This window comes from Eximiradius sp. (genome assembly GCA_937127445.1).
Taxonomy (GTDB): Bacteria; Bacteroidota; Ignavibacteria; order Kapaibacteriales; family UBA2268; genus JAKIZO01.
In genome coordinates, this window is the sequence record CAKZLY010000015.1 from 266,761 (window position 1) to 287,079 (window position 20,319).

The following is a 20,319-nucleotide window of genomic DNA, read 5'->3' on the forward strand; positions in this document are numbered from 1 at the left end:
ATCTTACTAATAGAGCAATAATTACAAACCTATTTGGATTGTAATACGATTTACTAAACCAATATCAAAAGTTGGGCTGATAGAATAATCAATTTTTCCGTAGAATTGGTCAGTCAAATAGGAATAACCCACACCACCCGAGAAACCAAATTGGTCAGTGTTGAATACATAACCAGCACGGAAAGAAATCATATTTTTCCAGGTGTATTCGGCACCGATTGAGAACTGTTCAGGAGTATCGGAAAGAGTGGTAAATCCAACACCAGCATCAACTTTGTGTTGTTCATCTTTGTAGACATTGCCAGAGAGACCAGCACGGAAAATGATAGGAATATTATGGTAATAAGAGAGATAATCTACATCAATTGGTGCTGCCCAAAGAGCATCATTATATTTTTTTGAAGAGCGAAGTCCGCGACCAGTATATTTTTGTTCAGTTCCGAGATTGTGAATAGAGAAACCGAGTTTAATGTCATTAATACCAGTATTATACATTGTACCGACATCGAAAGCGATACCGTTAGCATCCATTTCAGCAAATGAATTATTAACATATTTTGCAGTAATTCCGAATGAGAACTGGTCAGTAAGATAACCGGCAAAAGTGATACCAACGGCAACATCAGAAGCTTGGTATTCATAGCCAGTTCCTTCTGGTCGTTCAACAGTAGTAATTTCAATATCGCTACTGTTTAGAGAAGTAACATTTGCAGCAATTACAAAATTTTCACCAATTGGCATTGAAGCTGCAGCAAAGTTGTGGCTAAAATCGAATAGCCATTGAGTGTAGGAAAATTCGCCAGCCATAGCACGGACATCTGCTAAACCAGCAGGATTCCAATAGATTGCAGAGAGGTCGTTAACCATAGAGGAATAAGCGGCTCCGATGGCGCTTCCTCTTGCACCAACAGGGATTTTTAAGAATTGAGCACCAGCGGCACCTACTTTACGAAGTTCTTTTCCACCTTTGGACGAACCGTAAGTATTTTCCAATGCGAAAAGATTGTTGGTGCTCATCAAGACTAAACAAGCTGCGATAAGATATACTATTTTTTTCATTTTATTCTCCAATTATCAAGTAATTAAACATTCACGGTGGAGGGTAAAGCCCCTCACACCGCAAGTTATTAATTATTCAGTAGTAATTCTGAAACCACCAACAACTACTGAGAAATTCTTAATAGTCTGTGCACCGTCTGGTGTAGTAATAACAGCCGCTAAAGTTTGGCTTGCAATACGTTGTCCGTTCTTAGTGAGTAAGTCCCAAATATTTAGAGCGTAACGGTCTTTTTCAGATGAAGTATTTTCGTCGTGCTTAATCGAAATCACAAGGTCGCCAGTGATAGTGTAAATATCAATTGTACAGACTTTTGGCAAGCGAGTGAAATAGATTTTAGCATCATAAGGTGAACGTTGACCTTGATGAGTTACGTAATATGGATTAGGCACAACCTGAATTTGGTCAAGAAGTTTATCTGTATATTTTTCGCCTTCTTCCATTGATTTGGAGATTTTAACACGAACTTTAGCACCGGGCATTGGTAGCCCCAAAGCACCACCGAATGTGCTGAGAACAATTTTATCTCCTGGTTTGAAGTCTTCGCCGAAAGTATAATCAGATGCTCTACCCCATTCGTTTTCGTTCGGGAAGCGACCGCCACGATTTACATAGTCGAGGCCAAACAGGACGCCGGAGATATCCAATCCGTGGCAGAAATCAACTGTATCACGACCATCTTCCGAAATACCGGTTAAATAATATTTTCCTTGGCCAACGTATGTTTTAGCTTTTTTAGCAAGTTCAGTTCCATAAGGACGAGCGAATACACGAGGAGCTTGCAAAGCAGTAGCGCGACGACCGTTTATCCAGCCGTATGCTGCAATATTATACTTGCCAATGTATTCATTAGTATTAATACCGTGATAAGCAAGATTGCGAGGATCTGGATAGTAACGTGCAGGGAATTGGAAATAAGAGGTAGTGTGAGCCGGAATAGTATCGATAAACATATGTTTGATTTCATCAGGATAAGTTACTTTCTCAGTTGCGTTTGGTCCTTTTTCAGGAGCTGGACGTTCGTAGCTGATGCGGTTTGTAATGCGAAGGTTTAGATAAGGCACTCTGAAACGCTTGTTTTGTTTTTGACCATCAGGTCCCCATTCTAAGTGCATAATTTCTTCGCCACCTGGTAAGAATTCAACAAGATATTCACCAGGACCATTATTGAACGAACCATAAGTAACACCACCAGCAACTCTGTCATATGTTTGATATGTAAAGTATGAATTTACTGGCTGTGTTGTTAGAACAATATCTTGATTTGGTTTTCTATCGAGATTGCGCTTAATTCCAATATGAGTTGAAGCATTAGTAGTACGGTTGGAACCGCCGTCGGCAAATTTAGCTTTGTGGATAGTCATTGTATCTGGACGGAAGTTGCCACCAAATTGTTGGATAGCGAAATCAAAATCAAAACCCAAAGTTCCGTAAGCAGGTGGAAGCATTGCATAAGTGTAGCAATATCCCATCTCTTTGAAATTACCGCTTGAGAATTTACCAGAGCGAGTAATTATTTCTCGGCTTTCAGGAGTACCGAATGTTACAGTTTTATTCGAAATACTGTCAAGAACCAGTGTATCTGAGAGTACATAAGAGAAAGCATTTTCAGTGAACAATCCTCTATATGATTCAAGATAGCATGGTTGAACTTCAAAGAATGTGATACCATCAAATAATGTTTGATTTTTATTGATATTTCTCAAAGTCATTCTTCTTTGATATAATCCGAATTTATTAACATCAGTTTCAGGGCGACCCATAAAACGCAGCTCACGTTGGTACCAGTATGGCTGAAATTCTAATTCGAGAGTGTCGCCACCGAATAGCTGCATAGCGCGTTCAGGATCTAATGCATAGAAGTTGAAATTATATAGACCACCAATGTTTTTGTCAACATCAATTACTTCAAACTTTAGGCGTTTTTCAGCGCGAGGAGCAGCAGGATATACTTCAGTGAAGTTTGGAAGTCCAGGGTTACCATCATTATATTTACCAGGTGTTGGTTGGTTGAAGTCACCTTCGTCCAAAGCTAAAATTTTGTAGTAATAAGGTATGTTATTGATTAGTTTCTCTGTTTTTGTTGGGTCGTCGTTAGTAGTAATAACACCATCATTATTATCGTCGCCAATGTCAGTAAATGTACGGTTATTTGTGATTTTTGTCATATAAGGAAGAATTACCTTTTGCTGAACTTCAGAAGTGCTTTCGAACTCACGGAAATGGTAGTCTGATACTTTACCTTCAAGGATTAATTTATAGATTTCTTGCAAAGCATTGTTTACTTGAGCATCATTTTGCATCCATTGATTTTTTGGAAGCGGAACGTAGGCATCGACAATAAATGTAAGTTTTCCATCTATATATGCAGAACGTAAAGTATTTTTCAAATAAGCAGTATCAACAGTTTGGGTTAAATTCCCGTTATTTTTCAAATAGACTAAACCATCTGCTGGAATTGAGTTAAGGTAAGCAGTATCAACGTTTATAGATTTCTTTTGATAGAGAAGTGGATTGTATTTCATTAATGCACGGTTTATATAAATCAAACCAGTAAGTATACTATCAGCAAAGAAATTTCTTTCTTTAACGTTATAGCTAACATATGGGAAGTCAATTAATTCTCCAGTCTGAGAATTAGTTAAAGTAATTTTTTTGAAATTAGCAATACTGTTGAAGTAAGGTCCCCAAGGCTGTGAGTAGTAACTTGTATCAAAGTTTGCTACAACAGGAGCTGTAGGATAAGGATTGTTCGCTTTAAATGTTGGGTCTATATAAAGCGTATTTCTAACAACTGAAGTAGGATAGAGATTACAGCCACGTGGAATGCGCATAACACGAACAACCATCGAATCCACAATATTATAATTAGCATCAACGTATGGACCAACAATTCTCAATGAATCGATTGCAGGATAATTAGTATTATTTTCATCGCCTGTTTTTATGTATGATTTTTGGAACGGAGTAGGCATCATCCATCTGCGCAAGAGTTTCCAACCAAGAGGACCTTTGCCACGAGGAAATTCGCTGGTTGGAGCAATAGTATTTTGGTCATAAGCATCTAAATCAGTGCGGCGAGCACGGTACAGAGCATACCCCATAAAGTCCATACCACGTTCTAATGGGTCAACGGAAACTTCGGCAGTAGAATCCCAGGTAATACGAACTGCATTATTCATACCTTCGGCTTTCAAGAAGACGGTTCTATTAGGTGGCTTTGGAGCAGCAAAATTTTTATTATAAACGTCGATAGCAAATTTTGTTTTTCTTACAAGATCTTGAACGTCTTCTTCTGAACCATCAGCATCTCCACCTTTCGAGGTATTTGCAAGAATGATACCAACGACAACACGAACGGTATCCATAGGACGCATATTGAATGGGCCTGTTGCCATCATAAAACGTTTATCACCAGGACCGGTATCACCTTCGCGAATACCAGCAGCAATAAATGAATATCTTTCATCATCTTCTTTTGGATCGTAGTCAATAGACCAGTTTCTGAAAGTACGCAAACCGAGCTGGTTGCTATAAGCATAATAAGCGCTATCTTTGCGAATAAAATCGCTATCTTCTTTAATAACAAGGTCTAATCTTTCGATTTTCTTTTCACCTGTTTGAGGATCGGTTGTCCAAACGGTATCATAATGCTGAATTACAGCAGGACTCTCGAGGAATGTATAACCAAGGTAGCCAAAACCTTGTCCGCGTTCACCACGATCGGTATTAGTCCATTGGAAAGCAAGGTTAAGTGTGGTATCAGTGTTATAGAATTTTACTCTATCGTTTGCTGCACCAGCACTCAAATTAGAAGAGATAGCCATATCAACGTCCATAACAGGTGCGAGCCAGCATTCTCTCAAAGTATCAGTAGAATGATTTGTAATGTTATAAGCTAAGAAAACAATATCACGATAATCGCCGAATCCCCAAGAATATATCATTTGTTCAAATTGAAGGCGAAGAGGATAACCTTCTTGACGGCGTTGAGCTGTACCACCTTCGTAGCGGCTTAAATCAGTATCTTTGAATGTAGCAAAAATATCTTCGCCAGAAATGAAAGCAGGACCTTTCGGATAAGTGTTGGTATTGCGCATGCCAACATCAGGAATATACCATCCAAAATATCTATCCTTTGTTACAACAGCGTTTGGATCAGGATTAGCATCCCAGATAGGCCAGTTGGGACCATCATTTTCGTTAATTGGCTTTCCATCGTTAGTGTAGAAGTCAGTTGAGAAATAAACTCTATATTTTTTTGCAGCTTCGTTATCAACTAAATCACCATCAGCAATTCTACCAGGTACCATCCAGGAAGCGCCTGAATTTGGGTTATAAGTAACACTAACATAGTTTCTGAATTGATCTGTGCCAGGTCTTTTTTTCTTGGCAGCAAACCAAACACCACCTCCGAAAATGTAGTGATTTTGTGAACCACGAGGCCAAATACCACTACCTTGGCTAAGAGCGGTATTCAATGCAAAAATACCGTAGTTAGTAGTGTAAAATTCAAGGTTGCTTACAGTATTTTTTTGCAAATCGAAGACACCACGAGCTGCTCTTTGAACTTCGTAGAGAGGCTTGCCTTGCGCATCACGAGCAACGTCAGCAAAAAGCGAACCGGCAGAAAGCCCCAGAGCAACAAGTATTAGCAGAAATTTTTTAGGATTCATATTCTTTTTACATCCTTTATATTATTAATCATAAACTCAATTAGAAATACATATTAAATCCGAGCCAAATTCTAAATGGCGTACGGAATAAGGAACGGAATTTCATTGATGTTTCAGCATTTTTTAAGTACTGTTGGTATTTTTCGAGCTGAGTAACAATTCCATTGCCATCTAAATCAGCAATGGGATTGTATAATCTATTTCCATAAGAGTCATATTGGTCAGAACGGAAGCTTTCAGCTTGAGCATAATTTGCTTCTTTATAAAGAGGCACTTCCGAGAAAGTACCAATTTCACGATCTAATGTACGTCCATCATCAATTGGGTCACCAGTTGTCGTATAGAAACCAGCAGGACCACGCATATTTAGGATATTACGCATATCAGCAAAGAATTCGATGCGAGAATTTTTCATACCTTGCCCGAACCAATTACGGAGGAAGAAAGATTTAGCAACTCTACCATCTAAGCTCCAATATGATGGACCGCGTTCAGCATTACGTTCTGAAATTGGTCTACCATTAAGGTCAACTCGAGTATATGGGGAGCCGGACTCATAGCCACCTGTGAATGAGAATGTAGTATTTTCAAGAGGATAAATACCACCGATTGAAGGACCTTCTCCTTTTTGCCAATAGAAGAAAATGTTATAGTTAATTACGTGGCGAACATCGTTATCAAGAGGATAAGTAGCCAGTGGGAAAGTTGGTTTTTGAGAATATGGGTCAATATCGATTCCTGCGTTATCAAATGCACTCGAAGAAGTACCATCAGAATAGGACAACGTATAATTTATCTGAAAACCTAAATTATTGGAAGCACGCTTATAAAGTTCGAATTCGATACCGCGAGAATTACTGTATTCAGTAACGTCGAGCAAATAGAAAGGATCGGGAGTAGCAGCAACATAGATAACCCCTAATTGATTATATGTATCTTTGAAATATGAAGTAATAGTCATCGAGAAGTCTTCCGACAATTGATTTCTATAAGCGACTTCGTATTGACGACTCTTTTCAGCTTCCATATTAGGATTTCCTAAACTACTGCCGGAGCGAATTCTTGAAACATTAAAGTTATCGTAGATGTTCGAAAGAAGGGGCGTTTTAAAATACATACCGTAAGCAATAGAAAGGTTTGATTTTTCAGTAATTGGATAAGTAATGTTAATTCTTGGGCTAACCTGATATTTCATTTCAGAATCTTTGAATGTATTTCTATCAGTTACGATAGAAGTAAATCTGGAAAGGTCAGTTCTATAGAGTGAATTAGAATTAAACATATCCAATCTCAAACCAGCAGAAAGGATTATGCCTTTGTAAGAAAATTGGTCTTGAGCATAAGCAGCAAATTTGAATGGTTTGAAAGGTTTACTGGATTCTTTGTATAGTTGTTCATTATCAGCATAGATATTACCACCCCAGCGGTCAGTATAAATATCGTAGAATGGATTACCATCCCAAGGATTTGAGTTTTGATGACGATGAAGCTCAACAAAACGCATTTCGAAACCAGCTTTAGCATTATGGTCGAAATCACCAGTTTTGAAAACGTTAGTATAGCTACCATCTATTTGTATATAGGAACCTTCACGAAATTCAAAGCCGCTTGAATTACCATGAGTGTAATAAGCATTAGGCAAACCATAAGCATTGTTTGAACCAGTTGCATTTCCACTACCTTCGTAATATCCAGTCAAAGGATTTTTCGCAATAAAATCTTTTTTAATATATCCGTCTTCGGATGTACGAATTTCTGTAAGTGATTGATAAATATCAATAATCTTGTCACCAACACCTTGTGGTGCAGGAACTAATTTATTTAAAATACCATCATATATGTATTTATCTTCTGGTTCATAAAGTTCGAAGCCGCTGAAATAACCTGGATCTTCCCATTTCTTTCTTCTTGAACCTGCCTCATTTTGAATATTTTGGGATACTGTAAGCTGATAATAGCTACTTTCAGTTAATGTATGATTAATACGAGCATATATATTCGATAGTTGAATGTTTACAACATTTTGTTTTGCAATGCGTTCAGGAATACCGTTAGGAGTGGGGACTCCATTAACAATATCAACTTTACCGTTCTTCATCAGAGGCGTTCCTTCATCATTTGCATAAAGCCAAGAACGAGAAGAAACTTCATAATTAGTCATACCGAACATACCGCCGGTGATAAGTTTAATGTCGTTAGTAATAGCAAAAGACAATACACTAGTAATGTTTTTTCTCCATAATTGGTTATCAGGCATGTGTCCTAAATTATTACCAAGAGGATCAAATATTTTATAGCTTGCGTTGCGATATTTTTCATAAAGATAGTTTGTTGAGATATAGAAAGTAGAACCATCGATTAAAGGAAGTGGACCGCCAACACCGAATTCGACAAGATGCTCGTTTTTGCCTTGAAGTTTGTGACCTTCACCATAGTCAATAGCTTTATATCGAGTACCATCTTGAATTACTTTAAGTCCATTTTTTTGACGTCCCCAGAGAGCAGCAGCGTCAGTTCTATAGCGCAAGAAACCTTCGTAGCGGTCAGTGCGTCCAGTTTTAGGAACAGTATTGACAACACCACCTAATGCTTCGCCAACTTCTGCGGAGAAACTCCCTTTGAGTACTTGAACTTCTTCGGTAGCGTTAGTAGAAACGATAGGAGCATAGTATGAACCAGCAGCACCGAAACCACCAGTGAACTGATTACCAATATCAAGACCATTGTAACGAATTTGAGATTCAGAAGCACGGCTGCCGCGAATTGCGAAACCGCCACCAGTATTTGTAACACCGGCACTCATACCAACAACGCTTGCTAAACCTTCGCGAGCAATATTGGTGAGATCTTCGCCAGAAAGAACGTTTTTCGAGCCTATAGCGGTTTTATCAACCAATTCTTTCTTGGCAATTACTTCGATTACTTCTGTTTGAACGCCTTCATCACGAAGTCTTACGTTAATTTCTGTAACCTGGTCGGCAACGATACGCACTTCGACAACATATTCGGCTTTGCCGACAGCGGTAACTCGAACTTTGTAAGTTCCAGCAACAATGTTTGCAATTGTAAATTCACCATTCGGACTACGAACAACCGCACCACGCGTTGTTCCTTCGATACGAACACTTGCACCAATAACACCTTTGCCATCAGTATCCACAACGCGTCCTTTTAAAACACCGTGAATACTTGCGAAAGCATCTGTTGGCAGTGCTATTGCTACAAGTAGAAGCAATAGAATAATTTTCCGCATTTTTTTACTCCTATAACAAACTTAGCTAAAAAATAAACAAAACATTTATTTAACAATTGTTATTACTTTTGTATCTCGTTTACCGCCACTGTAAATATCTAAATAATAAGTTCCTGTTTGCAAATTCTTTCCAGAAATATCAATTTCGATAGTATTAGGTCCGAATTGATATGTATTATCGAATTTTTTCAGATCGTCAACTATTCTACCTGTGGCATCAAAAATTGTCAAATTAGCTTTATCTTCTTTGGGCATATAGAAAGTAACAGACAAAGACCCATTAGAAGAGATAGGATTTGGTTTAACGTGAAGAATTTTCACTTCACAATTGCAAGGTTCTTCATCTTCGACGCTTGAAGCAAGAATATCGAAATTGCCGACTAGCAAATATTGATCTTTGCCACCGTAGAATTGTTCATTGAATTTTTGTTGTTCGGTCATACCAGGAGTAGTAATTGTTGCCATTTTGAAAATAGGAACATTTTTCAGGTCGTTTGGGATTAAATCTGGCAACATTGTCATTCTATCTAATTCATCAGATTGAGTAATATTTATTGGGGCAGACCAGGAATTTTCTGAAGTATTTCTGATAGAAACAAAAACGTCTGTTGTTCTGAATGTACTATTTTCAGGGTCGTAATCAATTAATCCGACCCATTTAGCTAAAAGATAGCGTCCATCGACAGTACGAGCAACGTCGAGTTCGTTATCATTCCAGTTAGTGCGTTGATTATTAGCATCTGTAATATCCTGATAAAGAATCCATCCGCCAATATCTTGTGCGATTGGATAAATATTCCATACGCCTGTATTATAATTATAATTGATTTCAACAACATAAGAAATAGTCTCGCCGGTGCCATAAGCGTGAAGCTTTGCAACAAAGGACATAAAAGTAGTGTTGTTCAATTCATAAGTTGTAAAAGCTTTATTGTCGTAAATAAACACAGCACTATCAGCAGGGTGTCCTTTGGAGGTAATAAAATTATTCACAACACTCCAAGGAAGCAAAATAAATTCAGACCAAGTGCGACCTTTATCAGTTGAAAGAGAAATACCAAAGGTATTTCTTTGAATTGAATAAGCTTCGAAACCACCAAAAACAGCAAGACATAGATTACCATTCCCAAATTCTTTGAAATCAACAACTTCATTTGAACGATAACCGGGATTGACAGTCCTGAATTTAGAGCTCGACCAAGCATCAGGGATTATATGTTGGATTGAAGATTCGCTAAGTTCAATAACTTTTCTCAATCCAATATGGTTGGCATTAGCAACATCCTGGTTGTTGGTTGGAGAAATACGGCTAACAATTAGGTGATAAAAGCCTTCACCATCTTCGGTAGTATTTGCATAAACACGAGAATCAATTCCCCATTCCAAGCCAGAATAGCCGGCAACATCTTTTGAATGGCGAATTGGAATAGAGCCGTAGCTATCGTTCCAGAAACCTACAATATGTCCAGTCCAAACACTTTGTTTTTCGATTACTCTTGAAGCATTAAAGCCAACAGCTAATTCATTTTCAAATACAAACGGATGGAAACTCGGGTAGCGAGCTTCATCAAAATTGGATACAGTTTTATCGTAAGCAATTTTAGCAGGTTCCCAAGTTTTGCCCCAATCGCTTGAAACGCGTATAAACAAGTTATTTTTAGTATTGTTGCCTGAGTAGTTTGGATAGCGATCATTATCAATGAAACCACGTTTAATTGTTACCAATTTATTTGTTTTAGGCTCATATTTGATAGCTTTGTTAGTCATCATATTCCCGTAAGAATAGACGTTAGCAAGCGAATCAAAAACGACGAATTTAGAATTAGCTTGCACTTTGTAATTAGATTTTACATACTTGACATTCTCAACTCCTACGGTAGGCAAATTAATACTGCGTTCAGGAGAAGGAAGAAGTTGTTTAGACATAACTTCTGCAAATAACGAATTAGTCATTAAAGCAGAAGCAATAATCAAAAACAAAAATACAGTAGATTTTTTCATCATTATCTACCTCTTAAATTATTGGTAAAAGTATTGAATGTATTTTTATACATTTTTCAAATATACAAAAAAAATTCATCAAACATAAAAAATGTGAAATATTTGTTAATAAAGTTTTAATTTAATTCCATAAATCAAAGAACCAGTAGTAATATATTTTGTTTTAGCATTGAGAACAAGTCCTTCGAACGATTTTATTTCACCGCCAAATTTCAAATAAACACCGTTGAAAAGTTCGACATCTGAAATAAGCCTTGAATAAAACATAGCTCCATTGCCAGATAATCCCGCACCAATTCTTGTATTTAGAGAAATACGTTCGTAATCAAAAACATCATAATCCATAAATGTGGAGACCCAATATTGTTTGTAGTTTTGAGCTAAATTTATTGGTATATAGACATACTCACTTGATTGGTCGTGATTATTCCCAATTTCGACTTTTGAGTTAAGAGAACCATTTGTAAAAGGAACTTTAATCATAGTTGTTCTGTCGTAATTATATTCTGTATAGCCAAACTCTATACCCAAAGCTACATCCTCGGTGCAATTATAAGCAATACTCTGTGACAGAGAGGAAATGGTTTTAGCATTTTTATTAATAGAGTTTGCGGTATAAAGTGTTGATAATATAACAGGAGTGGTGAAATTTTCAAGGAATGATAAATTTATGTTAGCATTAGGATTCAGTTTAATTTGATTATTTTGATTTGCAAAATTTGAAGAAAGCAACCGAGATGAAAATAAAGTAAACGAAGAAGCATTAGAAGTAGTTAAAAGTTTTTCGTTAGAATAATTATTACTACTTAAAGCCTTTGAAATATTTTCTGAATCTTCAACAATTTTAGAATTAATGGCAGGTTGATATAAATTATATGATATTGCATCTGAAAGAATATCATTTGAGGAAAAGCTTTCAGATAATTTAGAATTACTTTCTGATAAAATCTGAGCGATTTGAGAATCTTTGTTATATTTGGAAACAAAAACTTTCGGTGAATGAGATTTTGGTGTAGAGGTATTCTGTTTTGTAGTATCAGAAAAATCATCAGATAAATTTGGGTTATTTTGCTGTTGCTGACTGCTCGGATTATTAAGTGATAGAGCACGGGAATTGCTAACAGAATCTGTATTTGAAGTATTTGTAATAAAATAAAGAGTAGCAATCATAAACAAAGCGAACATAAAAGAAAGTCCGGGCAACCATAGAGGAAGTTTTCTTTTTTCTTTTTGAGCGACAGCAGGTTCATTAGCCGACAGGATACGCATCAGGACTAAGTCTTCTGTATTTTTGAGAAAATCCTGTGACGCCTGAATAGATTGAGCATCTTCGCGAATTGCAGAATTGATAAGCACAGCAGAATCAAACTCTGCCTTGGTATCTGGATTGTTTTTCAGCAAATTGCGAAGATGAATATCCTCGTCGTAAGAAAGTTCACCATCAAGGTATTTAGATATTAAATCGTCAAGTTTCATGTATTTCCTTCATAATTGGTTGCAACATTCTACGAAGAAGAAGCCTTGCTCGGTGTACTCTAACTTTTGCAAGAGAGAGTTCGATGCCTAGTATATCGGCAATTTCCTGGTAAGAGCGTTCTTCGTATTCGCGTAGTATTAGCGCTTCCCGCAAAGTAACTGGCAATTGGGCAACTGATTTTTCGATAAATTCACGCATACCAACATCACTACTTGGCATACGCAATTGACCGTGATAGACTTCGTCGAAAATTTCGTGTTCTTTGCGAGCTCTGATATAATTCAAGCAAGTATTGCGAGCGATAGTATAAAGCCAAGCAGCAAAATTATTTCCTTTAAAATTAGTCCGGTGTTCATAAACTTTTATAAAAATTTCTTGAAAGGCATCTTTTGCAATTACAGAATCGCCAAGCATACGCAAACAGAAGCGATAAATATTTTGTTGGTATTTATTATACAAAATATGAAATGCTTCTGCACTACCTTTCTTGAAATTTTCAGCAGCTTCGATAATCTCGCTATCACTTGCAATATGTTTGCTACTTTTAAACATTTATTAAGCACATTACACTTGAACGTAAGACAAAAATAGTTTTCATAAAGTTACAGATTTTTTTGAATTATTTCATTTATTTAAAAACAAGGATGTTAGAAAAAAAACTAACATCCTTGTAAAAATATCATTAAATATTCTTTATTTATTGTTGTTTGTATCACGAGTTCCAATAAGTTTTTCATAGAGGAAGAGGCTGATAATACATAAAATTCCAATACCAGCAAAAATCAACCAAAGTTCTGATGGATGTGCATATTGGGCAACTTGTTCCTTGGTGAGACCAATTTGCTCTGCAGCGGCTAAGGCTTCGTTTATGGTAACTCTTGCGGGGAGAACAATATCGGAGCCGCTTGCAGCTAATCTATCTTTTATGAAAGCAATCATTGGATTATCAATAAAAGCAACATAGAGAAAAGCACCAACTATACCTCCAATTGAGGAACCGAAGAACCCATAGAGGAAGCCAAATCCCATATAGGTAGCCTTTTTGTCTGGTGGTGCTATTAGTCCAAGATAAGAAATGTATTTTGGGTGAGCGGTCATTTCACCGATTGAAAAGATGAAAATACCCGCGATAAACACCCAAATGCTGGTGCTTAATGAAAGGATAGCCATACCAAGAGTAGCAATAGAAATACCTGTTATCATAGTTGGGAAAGCTCGTGCATTTCGGACAAGTGCCGAAATAACAATTTGAAGTAAAATAATAGTAAGAGCATTAATAACGGTAACGTGTTCGACATCAAAGCTCCATTTAATTCCAAAAGTATTATAAACAAAATTATTAAGTGGAGTTGGATCGACAAATGCTTTAACATACCAAAGAACGCTATCGAACATTTGGAAGTAGAGAATCCAAAAGAGCGAATAAAGGAAAATAAATAGGATAAATCTCCAATCCATAAAAACGATAGCGATTTTGCTGAAAATTGCTTTAATAGCAGTGCCTAAAGATTCTTTTGGTTTTTCTTCTCGTTTTGGTTCACGGAAAAACAGTAAAGTAGGGATAACCATAACACCAGTAAAAATTGCAGAAGCTATCATTACATAGCTCCAATCAATAGATTTTAAGTATGGGACTAAAAACATTGGAAAGAGGAAAGCACCAAGGTTAATAGACCAGTAGAATATTCCAAATCCAACGGAAGAAGTATTCTCGTCTGTTACTTTGGCAATAGTTCCTGAAATAATTGGTTTAAATGTTCCCGCGCCAAGTCCCATAATGACTAATGAGAAGAAGACAGCTGAATATGCCGTGGTCTGACTTGTGAGAAAATAGCCAATTCCGAGCAAAGAAAAAGCTACCATAAGGGTGCGACGATAACCCATTCTATCGGCAATTGCTCCGGCAAGAATCGGAAGGAAATAAAGTAGCGGTTGGATTGTACTTTTAATAAGTCCAACGCTTTCTTTTGTAAAATTAAGTTGGTCTGTAAGATAAACGGAGAGAATGCTCATCATACCATAGTATGAACCTCTCTCGAAAAATTCAAAAAGGATAACCAACCAAAACATTGGTGGAAAATCTTTTAAACTTACTTTTTTCTTTTCTTCTGCCATAAATCATTCTAATATTATTAACAAAAACTTACTAAAAGCTCAAGATAATAATAATTTTGCTTAATAAAAAATTATTTTTTGATGAAAAAAAATCAATAATTAATCAGAAACTTACCAAATACTGATTCATAATAAATTGAGTTATTGCTGATAATTGAGTAGAAATAAACACCATTGGGCAACAAATTCCTCTGGTCGTCAACATTATCGAAACTTAGAATATTTTCTCCAATTGTAGCTATAAAACTGAATTGACGAATTTTTTGTCCAAAAGAGTTGTAGAAATAGATCGTAAACGATTGATTGTTTTCGGGAGAAAGCAAGTAGAATTTAAGATTAGTTTTATATTTTGAAGGATTTGGATAAATCAAATTATCTTTAATTTCACCATTTTTGGAAATTTTCAGGAAATATTTTACGGTATCACGGTTAGAGGAAGCGTCAGAAAAATAAATAAGTACCGAATTATCTAATTCTCTAAGAGTATCAGGTATAATTGTAAGCTTGGCTTTGAGCGGACGAGTATTTCCAAAAGTTTCGAGTTGGTAGTATTTGCAGCGTTCGGGTGTTTGCATAACGCCATTGATACGGACTCGCAAATCATTTTGTCTGACAACAGGCAAAAGTGAATTATCATAGAGTTCAACAGAAATTAGGGGGGAATTTGAGATATAATCGCCGTTTTTTACGATTTTATCATCAAATTTAGCAATAATCCAAGGACGAACTGTATCTTCTCGCGTATTGAAGTTAGTCTGACGAATGTTGTTGAATAGAAAGCGTTCTGTATGAGATGAAGTAATTGATGACTGTATCGAAATTGTCCCGCTAAAATTATCAGTTGGGATTTTAGCAACAAAGGGAAGCGTTTCATTTACTTTGATTGTATCAAGAGTAAATTGATATTGAGCGCTAGCATTAAATTGGTCCTTAATAGCGATTTGAGCTTTGATATTACCTGAATTTGAACGTAAAGATAAGTTTTTAATGTTGAGTTGGATTTCGTTAGTATCGCCACGCAAAATGTTTGGAAAAGAAATATGTGAATTTGGCAAAAGTAGCAATTCTTCTGATGGCTCTAAATCAATGGTAACATCATCAATAAAAATGTCGTCTAAATAATGCGATTTCTTTAAAGATAAATTGATCTTTAAGAATGGGAATTTTTCGGAAGAAACGTTGGAAAGACTAAATAAACCTGTTCCCAGAAGTGTAGTATCCAAGGAAAGTGAGTTATCAGAAGAAAAAAATGTTAATTGTGTTTCAATATTTTCAGGTTCATCATAGTAACCAGTTATTTTGATACTGCCCCACCTTTTAGCAGGAGAAACACAAGAATAAGTTGCATTACCATTAAGCGAGTAAAATTCAAGGTAACCTTCGACCATTGCACTATCAAAATCATTGATACTTTCCCAAATTTGATTACTGCTTTTTCCACCTGCATAAACAAAAGATTTATTGGAAGCTAATTGTTCTGCAAGATTAGAGTGATACAAATCTTTGAGAAGCAAACGAAGGCTATCGATATAAGCAAAATCGGTATTGGGAACAAGTTCTTCGAAAGCACGGAAAGATTGATTGCAAGTAGCAATCAGAACATAATCATCATTTGTTACGCTATCGCGGAGAAGCCTAACCAAGTTGCGAGCATCATCAGGCAGTTCCCATGTATCAAATCTATAATAGCGACCTTTCGGCAATCGTTGATTTTTAGGCACGACAACAACGTTGAAACCACGGTAATACCGGTGGTCAATATACACATCGTTGCCAAGAGTAATATTCACCCAGGAATCGAGTTCGCCAGTAGGATAGCCGTTTAGCCCGAGCAACGAAAAGTGTATTTTTGGATTTTTGATTTTTATTTTATCATCAGATATTTCAGTGCCGTCGAATTGAAAATTAGAAAAATCTGAATAATCTGTAATTTTAATTTGGGTTTTACTTAATTGGTTATCCGAAGTATAAAACGGTAAAAACGAATAATAGCTCGATGTTCCAGTGGATAAATTAAGAACTTTATACCGTAAAACATAAGATTTATTGGCTTCCAACTCAATTTCAGGTTTCCAATCCAAATATCCATCATAAACAAAAATCTGTCGACCTTCTGAACTTGCAATAATATTAGTATCTTTATCATTAACTGAAAGAATATCTAAATAAAAAGCAGCCTGTTCCTTGTCGAAAAAATTAATAAAACGAAAAACTAGATTATGAGGAGTAACATTCCAATTAGCTTGTGGGTCGATTGGAATAATATTTTGGGAATACACAAAGAAAGTAGAATTCACTGAATTATCAGAAAAATTTTTATCCACAAAGAAATCGCTTTGTGCTAATATTTCAATTGAATGTTCTCCGGGTAAATTTTCGATTGGAAGTTGGAATTCGAACTCGGCTATATTGCAGATTAGATTAAAATGCTGGAATAAAGTATCTGCTTGATTTTCGTATTTTCGAATTAGGCGAACATACAAAGGATTGTTCTGGGCATAACCATTGTTATAAACTCGACCTTTAACAGTGGCATATTTTTCAGTTTCGGAGAGAACAGTCTCGTTGTTTTGGTTTGAAATGGAAATCTCATTGCGAGGTATAAACAGATCAGGTTCATAACCTAATCGAATAGAAAGAGTTGGGTCGCCAAGAAGGCTGACTAAATCACGAGTTACATAATACACCCATTGAGAAGGATCGAGACGAGAGGTTCCATATAGCAAAATATCACCAGCACGTCGAAGTGCTATGCGGTAGTCCGAAAAACCATCAACCATATAAGTCATCAGTGAAAGGGCACCTTCGACCATACCAACACCAGTTGAACCATAAGTAATAACAAAGCCATTATCTTTCGCAAGGACGTAAGATTCATTTCTACCGTGAAAATCAAGAGGTTCGGCAAATGCACCAGCATTGCAAGAGAGAGTGGAAAGAAAGCCTGTCCTTCCTTTATTGTTCATATATTCGACGTGCCAGCCATCTAAATCGAACACCTGCGAAGAAGCGTGTCCGAAAAAGAAAGTCCAGATAGTTCCAGAATTTAGGTGAGACAATATTTCATTTTTTTGTTCTTCGCTACCAGCATTGAAATTTTTTATTCCCACCCACGCTGTTTCGGCACAAATCGGGTATGGCTCAACCTTGTCGAAAACATTATAACGGTATGATGCGAATGAACGGCGTTGCAATTCGCTATCTCCGCCAGAAAGAAATAAGAATTTTTTCATCCAGCGGGCATTTGGTTGGTTTTCGAAAGCAATTGCTTTTTCAATATAGTTAGCAACTTCTTGTTTTGTTTGGGCTGGAATACGCCCGACTATTACTTCTGGATCGAAATCCTCTCCGTCCAAAAGTCCGAACCAATAGTCTGAAACTGGCCAACCAAAAGATGGAATAAAGCAATCGCTACGGCTACCTGCAAGGACTTTCCTGCTGTCCCAGGAGGCGTCTCCAATCAAGAGTAAATATTTGGGTCTAATCTCCCAATTCTGGTAGGCATATAGTAAATATTTTTTAATGGCAAGTGGAGAAATTTTACCATAATTAAATTCTTTGTATATATCATCAACATCAACTAAAATGTTTGAAACACCTTTGCTTGCTTTGTATTCTGAATACTGCTTAGCTTTCTCGAAAAATTTATTATGAGAAACAATTATTAGCTCAGCGCCTTTATTTTCATTAGGTAAATCTGTTTCATTAGATAAACTGACAACTGGAATTTGAATAGAGTTAAATGAATTCAAGAAAATAGAATAATTCTTATCTGCTTCGAAATCAAAATTAATTTGAAACGATCCAGCATTTTTCTGTGCAAAGAAACCATTAATAGATGCAATATTATTGCTTAATTTTTCAAATTTTTCGGATTTTCCTTTTAACGATGCAAAGACCCAATTTTTGTCGGAAGAGTAATTGGACATTTCGTTGCTACCAATGCTTTGGAAGAAGGAACGTACATCAGAAGGTAAAGTTTTGCGCATATTATTTGCAAAAAGCACTAATGAATTATCTGGCAATTGATTATAAATTGAAGAAAGAACATTAGAACTGATGTTATCATTGAAAATTAAAACTCTTATTTCTGAGAAATTATGATAAGCAAAAACAAATCCACTATCAATATAAACACAAGTATCATTTATCACTAATGTGTTAGCTTGCGAACCAGCAGAAGCAGCAAATCGGAACCCTTCCACACCGTTAGAGAATGAAATCAATTTATTTATAGTGTCGAGCAAAACAACATTGGAAGAGTTAAATCCGGGAATTGTTAGATTACTTGGTTGCTGTAGTTTTTTTATATCAAACTGAATAAAACCTTTTGTCGGAAATGGCTTGACCTTGCCCTGGAAGCGAAAGAAATCCACTCCGAGCAATCCATTTGAAGAATCAACTCTACGATTGAGTATTTTAAGCTCGTTAAGTCCATTATAAATATTATTGCCGGCGACTGAGAAACTAATAATTGAATCTGTCCATTGATTGACAAAAGTAGCATTAGCAGTGTCTTTGTTGAAAATTGTATGGAAAAAATATTTTTGAAGGGGATCTTTTCCACGATATTGAAGCCCAATGCCAGGTAGAGAAATATTTAGAGTAGCAAATCGATATAAGATACGAAGAGAATCATTTTCGGAAGGCAAAATCGGGAAATAATGCTTAAAGCCGAACAGTTGCTCTTCCCACCACTCCTTAAAACGATGAATTTTTGCCCAATACCACCCTTCAAGATAATCTTGACGAGAATAAATATCATTAGTCCCACCGAAATATTCTTTATCAAGTTCGATGTGATAATCAATTTCAACAATTTGTATAGAATTTGTTGCAGTTACTTCTGGGAATAAAGATAGCCGAACTGGTGTTTTATTATCATCTACGAACAGATAGAACACAGCTTTATCAGTGTAGAAATCTAAATAAGTCGTATCTCCCTGGGCTGCTCTACTTAAAAAATAAATTTTTGATTTAGAATTAAAGAATTGATTATCAGAACTAATATAAATTGGATAGTCCATCCCCATATAAAGCAGATGAAAAGCGTCAACTGGTTTATTTTCCCATTCGGGTATTAAACTAAGTATCTGCAAGCCATCAATTGCAGCAATTGAAAATTTATTGGTCTCTATTTTTAAATACTTTTGTTTAGGATTATACCAATTTGCGGACTGAGGATATATCTGCTGCTTAATCGAAGAATTGTCTAATATCGCTGGCAAATGTTCAGGATTTATTATATCCCTGAAAAATGATTTTTCGTATTCAAATAGTTTTTTATTGCTTTTTGAGAAAGTATTTATTGGATAAGTAAAAGAAATCTTGATTTCTAAACTATCAGCGATGAGTGGAGTACCGTTTTCGAAAAGAAAAGGATTTAGCTTAAGTCGAGCAATTTTAACGTTTCGTCGTATTGAGGAATGTATTTTCTCTAATAATGCAAGATTAGATTGAGTTTCAAATTCAATAACAGTTGCTTTGTAGGAATACACTTTGTAAGATAAATGGAAATCATTATCCTTCTGCAAAGCAATTGGGAAAATTAAACTATTAAAATTACCGAGAGTGTCGAACGATGTAAATAGTTTCAACTGATCATAATTATTAATGACCATTTTTTCAAGATTATTCAGCTTGATAATTATTTCATTTTGGTTTGAGTTTATTATTAATTCAGAAAAAAGCGAAAAAGTCGAGAGAAAATAAAGCAATATTATTGTTTTTTTCATTTTAT

The 20,319-nt window shown here is 36.0% G+C and carries 8 protein-coding genes; all 8 read right to left on the minus strand.

Going from position 1 to position 20,319, the window contains the following annotated elements; genetic code table 11:
• Nucleotides 1–21: 21 nt before the first annotated feature.
• Nucleotides 22–1,059 carry a PorV/PorQ family protein gene (locus tag AC6QZF_RS05350; protein ID WP_499798846.1) on the minus strand — a complete coding sequence of 346 codons (1,038 nt, stop codon included), beginning with the start codon at nt 1,057–1,059 and terminating at the stop codon, nt 22–24.
• 72 nt (nt 1,060–1,131) lie between these two features.
• Nucleotides 1,132–5,733 (minus strand): hypothetical protein, encoded by a 4,602-nt coding sequence (locus AC6QZF_RS05355; protein ID WP_499798847.1) that lies wholly within the window; start codon nt 5,731–5,733, stop codon nt 1,132–1,134.
• A gap of 40 nt (nt 5,734–5,773) precedes the next feature.
• Nucleotides 5,774–8,986 carry a TonB-dependent receptor gene (locus AC6QZF_RS05360; RefSeq protein WP_499798848.1) on the minus strand — a complete coding sequence of 1,071 codons (3,213 nt, stop codon included), beginning with the start codon at nt 8,984–8,986 and terminating at the stop codon, nt 5,774–5,776.
• 45 nt (nt 8,987–9,031) lie between these two features.
• Nucleotides 9,032–10,990: a T9SS type A sorting domain-containing protein gene (locus tag AC6QZF_RS05365; RefSeq protein WP_499798849.1), complete on the minus strand. Its 1,959-nt coding sequence runs from the start codon at nt 10,988–10,990 to the stop codon at nt 9,032–9,034.
• 102 nt (nt 10,991–11,092) lie between these two features.
• Nucleotides 11,093–12,463: an anti-sigma factor gene (locus AC6QZF_RS05370; protein ID WP_499798850.1), complete on the minus strand. Its 1,371-nt coding sequence runs from the start codon at nt 12,461–12,463 to the stop codon at nt 11,093–11,095.
• Complete coding sequence (locus AC6QZF_RS05375; RefSeq protein ID WP_499798851.1) at nt 12,453–13,016, minus strand: RNA polymerase sigma factor; 564 nt, start codon at nt 13,014–13,016, stop codon at nt 12,453–12,455. Before AC6QZF_RS05375 ends, AC6QZF_RS05370 begins: the two co-directional genes overlap by 11 nt.
• 141 nt (nt 13,017–13,157) lie before the next feature.
• A complete protein-coding gene (locus tag AC6QZF_RS05380) occupies nt 13,158–14,579 on the minus strand; it encodes an MFS transporter (RefSeq protein WP_499798852.1) in 1,422 nt (473 codons plus the stop codon).
• A gap of 92 nt (nt 14,580–14,671) precedes the next feature.
• Nucleotides 14,672–20,314 carry a C25 family cysteine peptidase gene (locus AC6QZF_RS05385; RefSeq protein ID WP_499798853.1) on the minus strand — a complete coding sequence of 1,881 codons (5,643 nt, stop codon included), beginning with the start codon at nt 20,312–20,314 and terminating at the stop codon, nt 14,672–14,674.
• Between the last annotated feature and the right edge of the window lie 5 nt (nt 20,315–20,319).

Coding starts and splice junctions, on each gene's coding strand:
- AC6QZF_RS05355 (WP_499798847.1), bottom strand. CDS start 5,733: ATGAATCCTAAAAAATTTCTGCTAATACTTGTTGCTCTGGGGCTTTCT.
- AC6QZF_RS05370 (WP_499798850.1), bottom strand. CDS start 12,463: ATGAAACTTGACGATTTAATATCTAAATACCTTGATGGTGAACTTTCT.
- AC6QZF_RS05380 (WP_499798852.1), bottom strand. CDS start 14,579: ATGGCAGAAGAAAAGAAAAAAGTAAGTTTAAAAGATTTTCCACCAATG.
- AC6QZF_RS05375 (WP_499798851.1), bottom strand. CDS start 13,016: ATGTTTAAAAGTAGCAAACATATTGCAAGTGATAGCGAGATTATCGAA.
- AC6QZF_RS05385 (WP_499798853.1), bottom strand. CDS start 20,314: ATGAAAAAAACAATAATATTGCTTTATTTTCTCTCGACTTTTTCGCTT.
- AC6QZF_RS05360 (WP_499798848.1), bottom strand. CDS start 8,986: ATGCGGAAAATTATTCTATTGCTTCTACTTGTAGCAATAGCACTGCCA.
- AC6QZF_RS05365 (WP_499798849.1), bottom strand. CDS start 10,990: ATGATGAAAAAATCTACTGTATTTTTGTTTTTGATTATTGCTTCTGCT.
- AC6QZF_RS05350 (WP_499798846.1), bottom strand. CDS start 1,059: ATGAAAAAAATAGTATATCTTATCGCAGCTTGTTTAGTCTTGATGAGC.